The sequence below is a fragment of the Microbaculum mangrovi genome, from assembly GCF_051390635.1.
Taxonomy (GTDB): domain Bacteria; phylum Pseudomonadota; class Alphaproteobacteria; order Rhizobiales; family Tepidamorphaceae; genus Microbaculum.
Genome location: NZ_JBPODT010000003.1, coordinates 731287 through 745793, shown reverse-complemented (window position 1 = coordinate 745793; position 14507 = coordinate 731287). Strand labels below are relative to the sequence as shown.

The following is a 14507-nucleotide window of genomic DNA, read 5'->3' as shown; positions in this document are numbered from 1 at the left end:
CGATATTTTAGAGACTGGAAACAGTCAGCGCGCTTCCCGGCGGTAGAACTTGCCGATCGCCGCAGGGGGGGTCGGCTTTCCGACAAGCCCCACGAGCGCGAGGATCGAAATCAGGTAGGGGAGCATCTGGAAGAACTCGTGCGGCACCTCCTGGTAGTTGAACTGAAGCCGCAGTTGCAGTGCGTCGAAGAAGCCGAAGAGGAGGCAGGCGAGCAGCGCGCCAACAGGCGTCCAGCGCCCGAGAATGACCGCTGCGAGCGCGATGAAGCCCTTGCCTGCGCTCATGTGTTCGGAGAACAGGAAGACCTGGGACAGCACCAGATAGCAGCCGCCGAGCGCGGCGATCGCGCCGGCAGCGATGACGCAGCCATAGCGTACACCGGCAACGGAAACCCCGGCGCTGTCGGCGGCGGAAGGATTCTCGCCGACCGCCCTGACCTGAAGGCCCCAGCGCGTGCGGTAGAAGAACAGGTGCACCAGCACCACGCAGAGGATCATCACATAGACGAGCAGATCCTGGCTGAAGATCGCCGGGCCGATGAGTGGTATCTCCGACAGCAATGGCATTTCGAACCTGAGGAATCCGGGCAGGCGCAACGTATTGGCCTGGGCGCCGAAGACGACGCGCGACAGGAAGGCGGTGATGCCGAGCACGAAGATGTTTATGGCGATGCCGGCGACGATCTGATTGACGCCGAAGGTGACGCCGAGCACGGCCAGGCATGTGCCCGCGAGGGCGCCGAACAACATGCCGACGGCAATGCCGGCAAACGGATCGTTGAACATGAAGGCGCCGACTGCAGCGCCGAACGCGCCTGCCAGCATCTTGCCTTCGAGCGCGATGTTGAAGACGCCGCTGCGCTCCGAGAGCACGCCCGCGAGCGCGGCGAAGGCCAGCGGCACCGCCAGCCTGAGTGAGGTCGACAGGAAATCGCTGAGCAGATTGAGATCGAAGAAACTCTCCATGACGCGCCCCTAGCTTTCAGGCTCGCTGGCCAGTTCATTGTCGAGTGTCTTACGGCGCCGCATCGCGCCGGCGAGGGTGGACGTCCGGTAGCGCACTGCCAGACTGACGGCGACGAAGAGGATGACGAGGCCCTGGATCGCCTCTACCACCGTCGTCTCGATACCGACCGCGCGCTGCATGATGTTGGCTCCCGACCGCAGACCGGCGATGAAGACCGCCGACAGCACCGCGTAGAGCGGATGGAGATTGGCAAGGAAGGCGACGACGATGCCGTCGTAGCCGTAGCCCTGGCTGAAGGCGTGGAAGAGCCGGTAGCGATGGCCCAGCACCTCGAAGGTGCCGGCAAGGCCCGCGAGCGCGCCGGCGACCAGGAACGAAACGATAATGTGCCTGCGCACGGACATGCCGGCGTAGAGGGCCGCGCGTGGATTGTTGCCGACGGTCTGCAGGGAGAAGCCGACCCAGCTGTTGCGAAACACGAAGAACATGATCAGCGCCAGCGCCAGGCCGACCAGGACCCCCATATGCGCGTCGGTACTCGGCAGGATCTTCGGCAGGAAGACGCCCGCGGGGATCTCCTCCGAATAGGGATAGGGTGCGCCCTTCTCCATCATCGGCCCGGACACGACGAAGCTGACGAGATGCAGCGCCACAAAGTTCAACAGCAGCGTGACGATGATCTCGTTGATGTTGCGGTAGGTCTTGAGCAGCGCCGGTATGAGCGCCCACAGCGCGCCGCCAACAGCACCGGCAAGCGTGCACAAGAGGATATGCAACGGCCCCGGAATGCCGGGCAGGTACAGCGCTACGGCGGTCGCGAACAGGGCACCGATATAGATCTGGCCTTCGGCACCGATATTGAACAGGCCGGCGCGTAGCGGCAGGATGACGGCGAGCCCGGCGAGCAGCAGCGGCGTTGTCTTGACTAGCGTGCTGGCGATACCCCAGTAGTCCAGGAACGCGCCATGGAAGAGCGTCGCGTAGGCTTCGATGGGGTTCTTTCCGGTCATCGCGATCAGGCCCGATCCGACGATCAGGGCCGCGAGAACGGCAAAGACGCTCTTGAAGAAGATCAGCGAGTTCACGAACCGTTGCACTGTCAGGCCACCTCCGCCACGCCGCCCATGAGAAGGCCTATCTTTTCAGGGGTCGCCTCCGCGGCGGACAGCGTTCCCGTGATCCGGCCGCGGAACATCACGCCGACGCGGTCGCAGACATGGAGCAGGTGCTCGAGCTCGGTGGAAATGTAGAGCACCGCGGCGCCGCGCTCTGCCTGCTCGAGGATCTGCGTCTGGACGAACTCGATCGCGCCCACATCGAGGCCCTTGGTCGGCTGGGCGACGATGAGCAGTTTGGGCTCGGTGTCTATTTCGCGCGCGAGAATGATCTTCTGCTGATTGCCGCCGGACAGATCGGCGACCATCTGTTGCAGGGACTGGAAACGCACGTCGAAGGCTTTGACGAGCCGCGCGGCGTGCGACTCGATGGCCTTGCGGTCCATGAGACCGTAATGCTGGAACGGTGCGCAATCGTAGCGGCGCAGAATGGTGTTGCGGGCGATTGTCTCCGACAGGACGAGCCCGTCGCGCTGCCGATCCTCCGGTACGTAGGCAATGCCGAACGCGCGCGATCGCTCAGCGACGCTGGCATCGGCGATCGAACGCCCGTCCACGCGTATGTCGCCGGCATCTTTGGGGCGCAGCCCGGTAATGACCTCGGCCAGTTCCGCCTGGCCGTTGCCGTCGACACCGGCAATGCCGAATACCTCACCCGCCCTGACCTCGAGCGAGACACCGTCGACAGCCATGAGGCCGCGCTCGTTGCGCGCGCTCAGGCCTTCCACGGACAGGACCGTATCGCCGATATCGTGCTTGGTGCGCGACACCTGAAAGACCACCTGGCGGCCAACCATCGCCGTGGCCAGAGACCGCGCATCGGTTTCGGTGGTGTCGATTTCCTCGACGCACCGGCCGTGCCGCATGATCGTCACGCGGTCGGAGACCTCCATCACCTCGTCGAGTTTGTGGGTGATGAAGATGATCGTCTTTCCGGCCTTCCTGATCTGGTCGAGTTGCTGAATCAGGCCGCGTGTCTCGGTGGGAGTGAGCACGCTGGTCGGCTCGTCGAGAATGAGAACGTCGACCTCGCGATAGAGGAGTTTGAGGATCTCGACGCGCTGCTGCATACCGACGGGCAGCTTCGAAACGGGCACGTCCGGATCGATTTCGAATCCGAACCGTTCGGCAAGTTGGACCAGTCTACGCGACGCCTGCGCCAGGTTCAGAATGGCGCCATCATCGCGCGACCCGAGCACGACATTCTCGATGACGGTCAGCGGGCCCACCAGCTTGAAGTGCTGATGGACCATGCCGATCCCCGCCTCGAGCGCATGGCGCGGGCTTGCGAAGGACACCTCCTTGCCGTCGAGCAGGATCCGCCCGGAGTCCGGCTTGTAGAGGCCGAACAGCACGTTCATCAGTGTGCTCTTGCCCGCGCCGTTCTCGCCGAGAATGGCGTGCACGCTGCCAGGACGGACATGCAGATTGACGTCGTCGTTCGCCTTCAACTGGCCGAACGTCTTGGTGATACCCTCGAGCGACAGCTTGTATTCTGCCACGGTCGAATCCTCCCGGAATCGCCGGATGAATGACGAGACGGCGAAAGTGCCGGGCACGGCCCTGCCGCGCCCGGCTGTCTAGATCACGGCTGGAAGGTGCCGGCTTTCATCTTCTCGATAATCGCGTCGGCTTCAGCGCGGACATCGGCGGGAACCGCGTCGCTGATGGTGCCCATGTGGCCCTCGGGGCTGCCGAGGTTGAAGCGGAAGTCGGCACGTTCCAGCTTGCCGTCCTTTGCCATGGCGATGGACGTGGCGGTGGCGGTGGCGAAGTCGAGAACGGTGGAAGCGAGGTTCGCCTTGGGCGAGGACTTGCCCAGGTCCGTGATGACGCCTGTCACCCAGATGTCCTTTTCCTCTGCCGCCTGCACGACCCCGACGATGCCGTTATCGAGATACGGCAACACGACGTCGGCGCCCTGATTGATCAGGTTGAGGGTCGCTTCCTTGGCCTTGGCGACGTCGTCCCAATCGTCGGTATAGGTGATGGTCACCTCGCCCGATGCGCCGGCATCCTTCCAGCCTTTGCGGAAGCCTTCGGCGATGTCGACGAAGGCCTTGATTTCCTGACCGGCGATAAGCCCGCCATTGCCGGTCTTCGACATCTTGCCCCCGATGAAACCGAGGATGTATCCGAACTGGGGGTTGTTGTAGTTGATCGTGGCGACATTCTCGGTCGGCGAGCCGTTGATCACGACGACCAGCGTGTCTTCGAACTGGCGGGCGACGCGGGTCGCCGCAGCCGTGAACTCGCCGCCGGCGCCGATGACGACCGGGTAGCCGCGGCGGGCGTAGTCGGACATCGCCTCGGCCTGGTCGGCCTGCTTGACCTTCTCGGAGAAGGCGACCTCGATGCCGAGGTCGGCCTTCGCCTTCATCAGGCCCTCGTAGACGACCTGGTTGAAGGCCTGGTCAGTGATGGAACCGGGCAGGACCGCCGCGGCCTTGAACTCCGATGCCACGGCTGGCGTGCCGAAGATCGACATCGCAACCACTGCGGTGGCGGCGAAGAAACTGCGTCTGGTCGAATTCATGGTCTTGCTCCCTGGAATGGCTTGAGGCGAAACGAAAATTCTCGACAGTTTTCTTCTGTTCTTTGGTCACGCGGGGTTGCGAAACTCCCTGCGCAACGACTCCGTCACGGTGGCGACGAATTCCTCGACAAGCAGCTTTCCCTTCTCCGCCGTCGCCAGCTTTCCCGAGGAAAGGGCACCGGAAGACGGCACCCAGTCGGGGTTGCCGGGGAACATGTCGTAGGGCGGGAATTCGGGAAGCGGCTCGTCCTTCACCCGGTCCAGATGGACGAGGTCCGGGTAGCAGTAGAGCATCATCGCGGTTTCGAGGATGCCGCCATGCTCGAGGTCGAGGCCAGGATAGTCGCCCCCGGCATAGACCTTCTCCATGGTCTCGTTGCTGATCTTCTCGGCGTAGATCATCTTCAGGATCCGGGCATCCTCGATGCCCGCCCACTGAAGCTCCCGAATGGCGAGGAAACACGCCTCGTCGAGGTAGAAACGGTTCTCGAAATGCCCGTCGATGACGGCGATCTTGCGCGCGCCGTGACGGGCCAGTTCCTTGACCACGTCCTTGACCAGATTGATTAGGGTGCCGCCGTCGAGATTGGTCGTCCCGCACTGATGGGCGCCGCCGCCGGTACGCACCTGCGAGCGATAACCGTAGGAAATGGGAGCGGCGACAATTCCGTTGACGTTCTCGGCCGCACGGCGGGCCATGTACGTGGCCATCATCCAATCAGTGCCGAGAGGCAGGTGGTGGCCGTGCTGCTCGACCGCGCCTACCGGCAGCAGGACGATGGCATCGTCACGGATCCGCCGCTGATACTCGTCCCAGCTCAACTCCGACATCATGACCGACATCAGCGAGCACTCCCCCTGTTCTCTTTCGTGGTGACGTCCACTGCCCGCCGACAGCCTGCGCCACTAACCACACATCTTGACACTCGATTTATCTCCGAAAAATATTAAAGTTATCGAATTTACATCGATAGTCATTAAACTAAGGCAGACCGCATGCTGAGAACGCAAAATTTCGGCCAGAGCGATCTTCGCTTGCTGCGCGTCTTCATGACGGTCGTGGAGAGCGGCGGCTTCACCCCGGCCCAGATCATGATGAATATCGGCCAGTCGACGATCAGCGCGCATATGGCCGCGTTGGAGGAGCGGCTGAACATGCGGTTGTGCGAACGCGGCCGCGGAGGCTTCCGGGTGACACCGGAGGGCCGAGAGGTCTACGAGGCGGCGCAAAGGCTGTTTCGCTCGATCGACTCCTTCAGCTCCGAAGTCAACGCGCTGTGCGGCCGGCTATCCGGCGAAATTCAAATTGGCATGGTGGACAGCATCGTGACCAATCCGTGTTTCCCGCTCAGCGCCGCCGTCGCCCGGTTCGAGGAGCGCCAGGGCGACGTGAAGATCTATCTACACATCGCGGCGCCGGCCAAGATCGAACGCAACGTATTCGAGGGCCGTTTCGATCTCGGGATCGGCGGCTATACCCAGCAATTGTCGGGGATCGATTACGTTCGCCTCGTGAACGAGCGCCAGTCCCTCTATTGCGGCCGCGGTCACCCTCTCTTCGACGTGCGGCCCGACAAGGTTCGCCTCGAGGACATCGTCGAATGCCGACTGGTGAAACGGCCCTACGTACCGGACGAGCTGTTGCCGGAGATCGGCTCCATGCAGCCGGCGGCGCTGACGGAATTCATGGAGGCCGTCGCGTTTCTCGTCCTGTCGGGGGACTATATCGGCTACCTGCCCGAACACTTCGCCAGACAATGGGTAGAAAGCGGCCGGTTGCGTCCGCTGATGTCCGAGCGCCTGCGTTTCAACTCTACGCTCGAACTGATCTCGCGCAAGAGCGATCGCCAATCACTCGCTGTCCGGCATTTCCGAAACGACCTGATCCAGGTCTTCAGCGAAACCCCCGATACACTCGTCGCTCAGCCAGCAAGTCCAACGTCGCGGCGACGCAACTGAAACAGGCGGCCGTATCCCTCGATCACATCGTCGATTCCGGCGCGGCGCAGACAATCCCACATCATCGCCTGATTGGAGACGATGACCGGCTTGCCGATCCTCGCCTCCAGAGCACCGACGATGTCGAGGCTGCGCAATGCGCCGCAACAGATGAACAACGCATCCGCGTCCGGCCGGTCGAGGCTGGCGCCGAACTCGAGTAGGAATTCCGGCTCGACGGTGTCGATCTCCTGGTTGGTACGAAGGTTCAGGCCCTGAATGTCCAGGACCTCGAAGTCCTTGGAGCGCAGGAAGGCGCGGACATGGGCATTGACCTCGTCCAGATACGGCGTGCCGACAACAATTCGTTTCGCCTTGACGGCCTGCAATGCGCGCACCACCCCGGTCATAACCGTGGTCGGTTCGGCCTCGGACTTCGCCCGCTTCAAAGCGGCCATCACCGGCTCCTCGCCTATCACCATCACCCCGCAATTGCAGGTGAAACAGCAGGCGTCCAGTTCGTCGTCCGGCAGCAGCAGTCGGGCGGCGCCTTCGATGCCGCCTGCCATCTGCCGCAGCGTGTCCAGTGTCGCGTCGTTCGACATGGGTACGCGCGAGAAATGCACGCCGACGCCGGGCGGTGCGAGCTTGTAGACGTCGTCCTCGACCGTCTGCTCCATCGCCAGAACCACGAAGCCGAGCTTGGCGCGGTGATGACGGCCGTTGTCGAAGCGGACCTGATAGGGCTTCGACGTGACGGGTTCGAAATTCTCGTTCATCCCAATCCCTCCCATGCGGCCTCTCTAGCCGCCAGTCTTCGGCAGCGGCATCGTCGACAGTGGCTGATCGTAAAACGGAACCTTGCAGACGCGTGGCGCATAGGTCCCCGCGGCCTGGCACGAAAGCGTGTGGTCGGCGATCTCGCCGAGGGTCGCGAACCAGACATCGTCGCGTTCGCGGAAGGTTTCCAGCATCTTCTCGATATGGTGCCAACGGGTCAGCCTTCCCGTCAGGAAGGGATGCCAGACCGGTACCCACATCCCTCCATGCGCGTAGTGCGCTTCGAACTCGTCCGTGTAGTTGGCGATCGCCTCGCGCGGTGCCCGGACCGGCATTGCGTAATCAAGCTCTGGCGTTTGGGCATACTGAGGATAGTCGTCCGTGCCCCAGTGGGTCGGCAGTTCGACCAGGCGCCCCTTCGGCGTATCCAGCAGATAGGGGATGTCGTCGCCCATCAGTGAGGAATCGTAGATGAAGCCGGCCTCGACCAGCAACTCGCCGGACGCGGGCGAAAAGGAATACATCGGTGCGCGCCAGCCGCGGGGACGCGTGCCGGCGACCTTTTCCAGGATGGCGGCGCTGCGGGACAGCAGATAGGCCTCCGCATCGCGCGACAGATCGTAGGAGTGCTCGTGGATATAGCTGTGGAGCGCGACCTCGTGGCCCGCTTCCGCGATCGCTTCGACGGCCCCGGGATGGGTCTCGGCGCACCATGCCGGGATGAAGAAGGTCTGCCGGATCTCGAGCCGCCGATAGGTCTCGAGAATACGAGGGATCGCGATCTCCGGCCCGTAGCGCAGCATCGAAGTCGCCGAGACCAGCTTCGGCGCGCGCGCCGGGTCCGCGATATGCACGAGACTGTCGGCGTCCATGTCGAAGGTGACGGCGACAGCACATTTCTTGCCGTCCGGCCAGGTGATGGGGTTGGCGATCATCTGCGTCCTCCCTTGGCACCGGCGGCTCGTCTACCCGGCGCGCAGCTGCCGTTCGTGGAAGATGTAGCCGAGGAAATTCATCAAGACCTGGGCGGCGAGGATCGACGTGACGCCCGAGGGATCGTAGGCCGGGGCGACCTCGACCAGGTCGATCCCGACGACATCGCCACGCTTGCTGAGCCCCTGCAGGAACTCCATGACTTCCCAGTACAGGAAGCCGCCATGGCTGGGCGTGCCGGTGCCGGGCGCGATGGACGGATCGAAGCCGTCTATGTCGATCGTGACGTAGTAGCGCGCCCCTTCGGGAACGAGATCCAGCATTCCCCGAGTGCCAAGCGCGCGGCACTGGCGGACGGAGCGGATCTGCGAGCCTCGCCTGCGCGCTTCCTCGTAGCCTTCCCGCGCCGTCGAAGACACGTTGCGGATCCCAAGCTGCGTCAGCCCGGTGACATGTGCCTGTTCGGCGGCACGCCGCATCGGATTCCCATGGCCTTCGCTGACGCCGTGACGGACATCGACGAAATCGAGATGCGCGTCGATCTGGACGATATGGATCGGGTCCTCGTCGGCGAAGGCGCGGACACAGGGGATGTTGATCGCATGGTCGCCACCGAGCACGACCGGCATGGCGCCGCTGGCGAGGATCTTGCGCACCGCAAGCTCGGTGTTGCGATGGCTCGATACCGTGTCGGTGTGGACGATATCGGCATCGCCGACATCGACGATCCGGACACGGTCGGCGGGCAGGTAGACCACGTCGTCCTCGTGATCGTAGGCGCCGCCATGACCGAAGGAAAACAAGGTGGACGCGTCACGGATGGCGCGCGGGCCGAACCGACTTCCCGGTCTGTACTGAGTTCCCATGTCGTAGGGAACACCGAGCACCGCGACATCGGCCTCGATACTATCCCAGTCGAGGCAGACCGGGCTCTTGGCGAAGGTGCAATGGCCGACGAAGGGAAGATTAAGCCGCCCGCTATCATAGGTGTTCATGTGCTGAAGCCCCGATCGCAACGAACAGGGGATTCATAGCAGCACCGTTTGGCTTCAAAAAATATCAATCCATCAAACGATGGATCGACAACAGTCGATCAATGGATGCGGCGCGACACCGCCAAACGAACCCGACGCGCTGGCGCGTCTTGATCGAGAGGCAGGTGGCGACGCTTCACGTCTGCCAACCCTGTCGACCGGCCGCCTCGACGTCCTCGAGCGGAGTCCTCCAACAAGGCGATCAGCGATCCCTGTGGGAGGAAACCGCCCGACTAGTCGCTTCGCTGCGCCTTCAGCTTCGAGACGACCCGATCCGCCATGGAGACACACCGCATGCCATCGAACGGAAAAATCGTGCTGAATCCACCGTGAACCTCATGTTCCAGTGTTGCCCGCAATCGGCGACGCGCGCGGAAAAGACGGGTCTTCACGGTGACCGGGTTGAGTGAGAGATCATGCGCGATATCGCGGATTGCCATCCCCTCGACCTCATACAGCAGGAATGGCAGCCGCAGATCCGATGGCAGATCCGCGACCGCTGCTTCCAGGACACCGCGCATCTGGGACCGGCCGAGGGACGCCTCGGGCGATTCCGCGTGCGGCCCCGGGAAGCTGATGATGCGGCTGCTATCCTCTTCGTTCACGGTGTCGTACCCCTCTTGAGGGCGCGCGCGTCGCACCCGCATCAATGCGGTATTGATCGCAATCCGGGTAACCCAGGTGGAAAACCGCGCGCGGCCGCGAAACTCGTCCAGCCGGGTGAAGGCCGCGAGATAGGCGTCCTGCACCACCTCCTCGGCTTCGGCATCGCTGGGCAGGATCCCGCGCGCGACGCGGAACAGGCGCGGGTTTAGCCGGCGGATCAGTTCACGGATCGCGGCTTCCTCCCGGGCGCGGGCCGCGGCGACCAGTGCTTCTTCCGGTGTATCCGGCCCAGCCCGTGGTTCGGCGGATCGTTTCGTGGCCGTCGTCATTGGGATCCATCTTCTCCGATACGGCCGAGGGAGAGAATGGCGTCCACCGACGGCAACGCCGCGCGCACCTCGGGCATCATGTCGTCGGTGTCTTCGCTCGGGCCCTCCCACTCCGGGGCGCCCGGACCGCCCACGACAATGCGGCCGATCATCGCGGCCATCTCATGCGGAATACAGTAGTAGTCGTAGACGCCGGGAATGGTCAGCGTGACCTGGAAGCTTTCTCCGGGCAACAGAAAGCCGCTATCCCACGGTTCCGCCGCCGCCGGAATTCGGCGGGGCCTGCCGTAGAGGTCCGGATGATAGGTCGTGGCCGTATGACTGTTCCCGGAATCGCGGTTGACGAAGCGCAGCGTGGTGCCGGGGGCAACCGCCAGACCGCGTGGCGCGAACCATATCCGTTCCCCGCGGGCGGTGCCGACCATCTCGACCTCTCCGATCGGGGATGCCGGAATCGGGCGCGGCAGGGCGAGGGTGGCGACCGCGCCACCCCCCAGTGCCAGTACCTGTCGTCGGGTCAGACTCATTTCGCGAGCCGGCCCTTGGCGCCTTCGTCGTGATACAGCACGACATGGGCATGGGGCTCGTCCACGCCGGGATGTCCGGCATTGTAGTAGATGTCCACGCCGCGGACCGCATGCGAACCGATCCCGAGATCGTCATAGGACTGTCCGTTTTCCAACGCCTCGAGCGGCGTCATGTAGACCGTGGCGGAGAGCTTGCCCTCGTGGTCATAGGCAAGGAACGGTCCGGCAGGCAGCGTATCGGGATTGACGAACAGCGTGCCGAGACCGGGGATGAACTCGGGAAGGGGCAACGCGTCGCTGACTCGGATATAGGGCTCGCCCGGCGGGGCCTGAACAAGCGCCGTATCGTCTTGTGCGATCGCGACGGTCGAAGTCGCGGCAAAAAGGGCGGCGGCGAGCGCAAGAGAGGTTTTCACGTCGTGTTCCTTTCCGTTTCACATCGGCGCCGTAACAACGGCACCCGATCCCTTTGATGCGGATCGGCAGGAAAGGTTCGCGAGGCGGGAAGTTTTATTTGTCGCGGCTAAGGCCGCCGGGCGGTTGGCACAAGGTCCAGGGAGCGACCGCCCGGATGCCGCTATTTCGTTGGCTTCAGGATCGCGAAATCGCACCCCTCATCGGCCTGCAGCACCTGCTCGGCGTAGAGACGGTCATAGCCCCGCAGCGTTTCGGGATCGCGCAGGGCCGGTGAAAACGCCGCTCGGCGCCGTGCGAGCTCGGCCTCGTCGACCAGCAGGTCGATGCTCCGGTTCGCGACCGACAGGCGGATCCGGTCGCCCGTGCGCACGAGGCCAAGTGGCCCGCCTTGCGCCGCTTCGGGCGTCACATGCAGCACGATGGTGCCAAAAGCGGTGCCGGACATTCGCGCATCGGATATGCGGACCATATCCTTCACCCCCTTCGACGACAGCTTTCTGGGGATCGGCAGGTAGCCGGCTTCCGGCATGCCGGAGGCGCTGGTCGGGCCGGCGTTCCGCAGCACCATGAAGTCGTCCGCGGTGATGTCGAGGTCGGGATCGTCGACACGGTTGGCGAGATCCTCCAGCGACGAGAAGACGACCGCCCTCCCCTCCTTCTCGAAAAGCGTCGGGTCGGCAGCCGACCGTTTCAGGATCGCGCCGCGCGGCGCCAGCGATCCGAACAGGGCGACGAGCCCGCCTTGCGGCTCCAGCGGTTCCGCGGCGCTGGCGATCACCTTGCGATCCACCGGGTCGGCCGGCGCGTCCAGACGCTCGCCGAGCGTTTCTCCTGTCACCGTCAGGCAGTCGAGGTTCAGCAGCGGCTTCAGCTCACGCAGCACCGCGCCGAGGCCGCCGGCGAAGAAGAAGTCCTCCATGTAGTGCGCGCCGACCGGCTTGAGGTTCACAAGCACGGGCGTGGTGTCGGACAGCTCGTTGAGCCAGGTCAGCGGAATATCGATCCCGAGGCGGCCGGCGACCGCCGTCAGATGGATGATCGCGTTGGTCGATCCGCCGAGCGCCAGGAGCGCGCGCAAGGCGTTCTCGACCGACTTCCGGGTGATCACCTGGCTCGGCCTGACGGGATCGGCGAGCAGCCGGACCGCGGCCGCGCCCGTCGCCTCGGCTGCCCGCAGCCGGTCGGCATGAACGGCCGGAATGGCCGCGGTACCCGGCAGCGACATGCCCAGCGCCTCGGCAAGGCAGGCCATCGTCGAGGCGGTGCCCATCACCGCGCATGTTCCCGCGGTGGTGGCGAGCCGCATTTCGATCTTGCCGATTTCCTCGCCGTCGATTTCGTCGGCACGGTACTTGGCCCAGAAGCGTCGGCAGTCCGTGCAGGCGCCAAGCCGTTCCTCGCCGTAGCGCGATGTCATCATCGGGCCGGCGACCAGTTGGATCGCCGGCAGGTCGGCGGAGGCGGCCCCCATCAGCTGAGCGGGCACCGTCTTGTCGCAACCGCCCATCAGCACCACCGCGTCCATCGGCTGGGCGCGGATCATCTCCTCCGTGTCGATCGACATGAGGTTGCGGAACTTCAGGCTCGTCGGGTTCAGGAACACCTCGCCGAGCGAGATGGTCGGGAACTCGACCGGCAGGGCGCCGGCCGCCAGCACGCCACGCTTGACCGCCTCCAACAACTCCGGGAAGTGCCGATGGCAGTTGTTGAAGCCGGACGGCGTATAGGCAATGCCGACGATCTTCTTCGCCAGCATCTCGCGGGAGTACCCCATCGAGCTGGCGAAGGACTTACGGAGGTAGAGCGAGAAGTCGCGGTCGCCGTAATTGGTCAGCCCGCGTGCAAACCCGTGGTCTTCGGTATCGGACATGGGGCGGTGCCGGAGCTCAGAGCTTCATCTTGACGTACTTGGGCTCGAGATAGTCGTGGATACCGAGTGATCCGCCTTCCCGCCCCATGCCGCTTTCCTTGATGCCGCCGAACGGCGCTTCGGCGGTGGCCAGCAGCATCTCGTTGACGCCCACCATGCCGACCTCCAAGTCTTCCGACGCGCGCGTCGCGTTGCCGAGATTGCTGGTGAACACATAGCCGGCGAGGCCGAAGGGCAGGGAATTCGCCCGCCTGATCACATCATCGTACTCGGTGAACGTCGCCAGCGGGGCGACCGGCCCGAACGGCTCCTCATTCATCACCAGCGCGTCGTCCGGCACCCGGCCGAGAACGGTCGGCTCGTAGTAGAAGCCCCGATTGAACTCACTCGGCACCTTGCCGCCGGCCAGCACATCTGCGCCCTTGTCGACGGCATCGGCGACCATCGTCTTGATCGTGTCGAGCCCGCGTGCATTGGCCATCGGCCCCATCTGGACGCCCTCGTCGAGGCCGCGGCCGAGCTTGATCGACCTGGCGACTTCCGCGAATTTCGCGGCGAAGGCTTCGTAGCTGTTTTCGTGCACGTAGAATCGCGTTGGCGATATGCAGACCTGACCGCAGTTGCGGAACTTGGTCGCAGCGCACACGGCCGCCGCCTGTTCCGCATCCGCATCGTCGAAGACGATGACCGGACCGTGGCCGCCGAGTTCCATCGACACCTTCTTCACGCCGTCGGCAGCCAGGTGCAGGATCTGCTTGCCGACCGGCACAGAACCGGTCACCGAGACCTTGCGCACTACCGGCGAAGAAATCAGGTGCCTGGCGATCATGCCGGAATTGCCGGTGACGAAATTCACGACGCCCGCGGGAATACCCGCGTCGTGGCAGGCCTGGACGATCGCGCCGCAAGAACCCGGCGCCTCGCCGGCCGGCTTGACGATCATCGAGCAACCGGCTGCAAGGGCCGCGGCAATCTTGCGGGCCGGCAGGAGCGCCGGGAAATTCCACGCCGAGAACGCAGCGACGACCCCTACCGGCTGGTAGATCACCGCAAGGCGGGACTTGGCGGTGCGCGACCCGATGATCTGGCCGTAGATGCGCTTGGTCTCTTCCGAGTACCATTCGAACTGATCGGCGGCGGCATTGGTCTCGCCGACCGCTTCGGCCAGCGGTTTGCCGGTCTCGATCGACATGATCCGGGCGATCGTATCGACGCGCTCACGGATCAGGTCGGCGACGCGTCGGATCTTCGCCGCACGGTCCCAGGTCCCGGTCTGGCGCCAGATATCAAAACCCTGTTCGGCCGCGGCGAGCGCCCGATCGAGGTCGTCCGGGCCGGCGTCGGCGATCTTGCCGATTTCTTCCTCGGTCGCTGGGTCGAAAACCTGTTTCGTCGCGCCTTTCGTCGCCGCCGCCCACGCCCCACCGATGTAAAGCTCGAAGTCCTGATACACGG

At 64.1% G+C, this 14507-nt stretch carries 14 protein-coding genes; 1 reads left to right on the top strand and 13 read right to left on the bottom strand.

From position 1 onward, the window contains the following. Positions 1 to 24 precede the first annotated feature (24 nt). The 5 genes from ACSF9G_RS16300 to ACSF9G_RS16280 form a co-directional block, all read right to left on the bottom strand. Positions 25 to 966, bottom strand: a complete 942-nt coding sequence (locus ACSF9G_RS16300) for an ABC transporter permease (RefSeq protein ID WP_436643155.1) — start codon at positions 964 to 966, stop codon at positions 25 to 27. A gap of 9 nt (positions 967 to 975) precedes the next feature. Next, positions 976 to 2064 carry an ABC transporter permease gene (locus tag ACSF9G_RS16295; protein WP_436643154.1) on the bottom strand — a complete coding sequence of 363 codons (1089 nt, stop codon included), beginning with the start codon at positions 2062 to 2064 and terminating at the stop codon, positions 976 to 978. A 2-nt stretch (positions 2065 to 2066) separates the two neighbouring features. Next, positions 2067 to 3584 carry an ABC transporter ATP-binding protein gene (locus ACSF9G_RS16290; RefSeq protein ID WP_436643153.1) on the bottom strand — a complete coding sequence of 506 codons (1518 nt, stop codon included), beginning with the start codon at positions 3582 to 3584 and terminating at the stop codon, positions 2067 to 2069. 83 nt (positions 3585 to 3667) lie between these two features. Next, entirely contained in the window at positions 3668 to 4618 is a 951-nt protein-coding gene (locus tag ACSF9G_RS16285; RefSeq protein ID WP_436643152.1) for a BMP family protein, read from the bottom strand. A gap of 66 nt (positions 4619 to 4684) precedes the next feature. Next, positions 4685 to 5461 carry a creatininase gene (locus ACSF9G_RS16280; protein WP_436643151.1) on the bottom strand — a complete coding sequence of 259 codons (777 nt, stop codon included), beginning with the start codon at positions 5459 to 5461 and terminating at the stop codon, positions 4685 to 4687. Between the two features lie 153 nt (positions 5462 to 5614). On the opposite strand from ACSF9G_RS16280, the gene ACSF9G_RS16275 reads away from it, so the two are divergent. After that, entirely contained in the window at positions 5615 to 6577 is a 963-nt protein-coding gene (locus ACSF9G_RS16275) for a LysR family transcriptional regulator (RefSeq protein ID WP_436643150.1), read from the top strand. Here the strand turns inward: ACSF9G_RS16275 and ACSF9G_RS16270 are convergent. From ACSF9G_RS16270 to ACSF9G_RS16235, 8 genes are all read right to left on the bottom strand, one after another. Next, positions 6541 to 7335 (bottom strand): maleate cis-trans isomerase family protein, encoded by a 795-nt coding sequence (locus tag ACSF9G_RS16270; protein WP_436643149.1) that lies wholly within the window; start codon positions 7333 to 7335, stop codon positions 6541 to 6543. The genes ACSF9G_RS16275 and ACSF9G_RS16270 overlap by 37 nt on opposite strands. Positions 7336 to 7359: 24 nt before the next feature. Beyond that, positions 7360 to 8271 (bottom strand): polysaccharide deacetylase family protein, encoded by a 912-nt coding sequence (locus tag ACSF9G_RS16265; protein ID WP_436643148.1) that lies wholly within the window; start codon positions 8269 to 8271, stop codon positions 7360 to 7362. A gap of 30 nt (positions 8272 to 8301) precedes the next feature. Next, positions 8302 to 9264 carry an agmatinase gene (gene speB, locus ACSF9G_RS16260; protein ID WP_436643147.1) on the bottom strand — a complete coding sequence of 321 codons (963 nt, stop codon included), beginning with the start codon at positions 9262 to 9264 and terminating at the stop codon, positions 8302 to 8304. A gap of 272 nt (positions 9265 to 9536) precedes the next feature. Then, the gene (locus tag ACSF9G_RS16255) at positions 9537 to 10238 is read right to left on the bottom strand and encodes an RNA polymerase sigma factor (protein ID WP_436643146.1); all 702 of its coding nucleotides are present in this window, start codon (positions 10236 to 10238) and stop codon (positions 9537 to 9539) included. Continuing rightward, positions 10235 to 10765: a cupredoxin domain-containing protein gene (locus ACSF9G_RS16250; protein ID WP_436643145.1), complete on the bottom strand. Its 531-nt coding sequence runs from the start codon at positions 10763 to 10765 to the stop codon at positions 10235 to 10237. The genes ACSF9G_RS16255 and ACSF9G_RS16250 overlap by 4 nt, the downstream gene beginning before the upstream one ends. After that, entirely contained in the window at positions 10762 to 11181 is a 420-nt protein-coding gene (locus tag ACSF9G_RS16245; protein WP_436643144.1) for a hypothetical protein, read from the bottom strand. The genes ACSF9G_RS16250 and ACSF9G_RS16245 overlap by 4 nt, the downstream gene beginning before the upstream one ends. A gap of 161 nt (positions 11182 to 11342) precedes the next feature. Further along, on the bottom strand, positions 11343 to 13052 hold the full coding sequence (locus ACSF9G_RS16240; RefSeq protein WP_436643143.1) for a dihydroxy-acid dehydratase: 1710 nt from the start codon (positions 13050 to 13052) through the stop codon (positions 11343 to 11345). Between the two features lie 16 nt (positions 13053 to 13068). Beyond that, a complete protein-coding gene (locus ACSF9G_RS16235; RefSeq protein WP_436643142.1) occupies positions 13069 to 14505 on the bottom strand; it encodes an NAD-dependent succinate-semialdehyde dehydrogenase in 1437 nt (478 codons plus the stop codon). Positions 14506 to 14507 lie beyond the last annotated feature (2 nt).

What these genes read in the sequence shown, in the direction of transcription:
- ACSF9G_RS16300 (WP_436643155.1), bottom strand. Translation starts at nt 966, where the DNA reads ATGGAGAGTTTCTTCGATCTCAATCTGCTCAGCGATTTCCTGTCGACC.
- ACSF9G_RS16240 (WP_436643143.1), bottom strand. Translation starts at nt 13,052, where the DNA reads ATGTCCGATACCGAAGACCACGGGTTTGCACGCGGGCTGACCAATTAC.
- ACSF9G_RS16265 (WP_436643148.1), bottom strand. Translation starts at nt 8,271, where the DNA reads ATGATCGCCAACCCCATCACCTGGCCGGACGGCAAGAAATGTGCTGTC.
- ACSF9G_RS16275 (WP_436643150.1), top strand. Translation starts at nt 5,615, where the DNA reads ATGCTGAGAACGCAAAATTTCGGCCAGAGCGATCTTCGCTTGCTGCGC.
- ACSF9G_RS16270 (WP_436643149.1), bottom strand. Translation starts at nt 7,335, where the DNA reads ATGAACGAGAATTTCGAACCCGTCACGTCGAAGCCCTATCAGGTCCGC.
- ACSF9G_RS16285 (WP_436643152.1), bottom strand. Translation starts at nt 4,618, where the DNA reads ATGAATTCGACCAGACGCAGTTTCTTCGCCGCCACCGCAGTGGTTGCG.
- ACSF9G_RS16255 (WP_436643146.1), bottom strand. Translation starts at nt 10,238, where the DNA reads ATGACGACGGCCACGAAACGATCCGCCGAACCACGGGCTGGGCCGGAT.
- speB (WP_436643147.1), bottom strand. Translation starts at nt 9,264, where the DNA reads ATGAACACCTATGATAGCGGGCGGCTTAATCTTCCCTTCGTCGGCCAT.
- ACSF9G_RS16280 (WP_436643151.1), bottom strand. Translation starts at nt 5,461, where the DNA reads ATGTCGGTCATGATGTCGGAGTTGAGCTGGGACGAGTATCAGCGGCGG.
- ACSF9G_RS16250 (WP_436643145.1), bottom strand. Translation starts at nt 10,765, where the DNA reads ATGAGTCTGACCCGACGACAGGTACTGGCACTGGGGGGTGGCGCGGTC.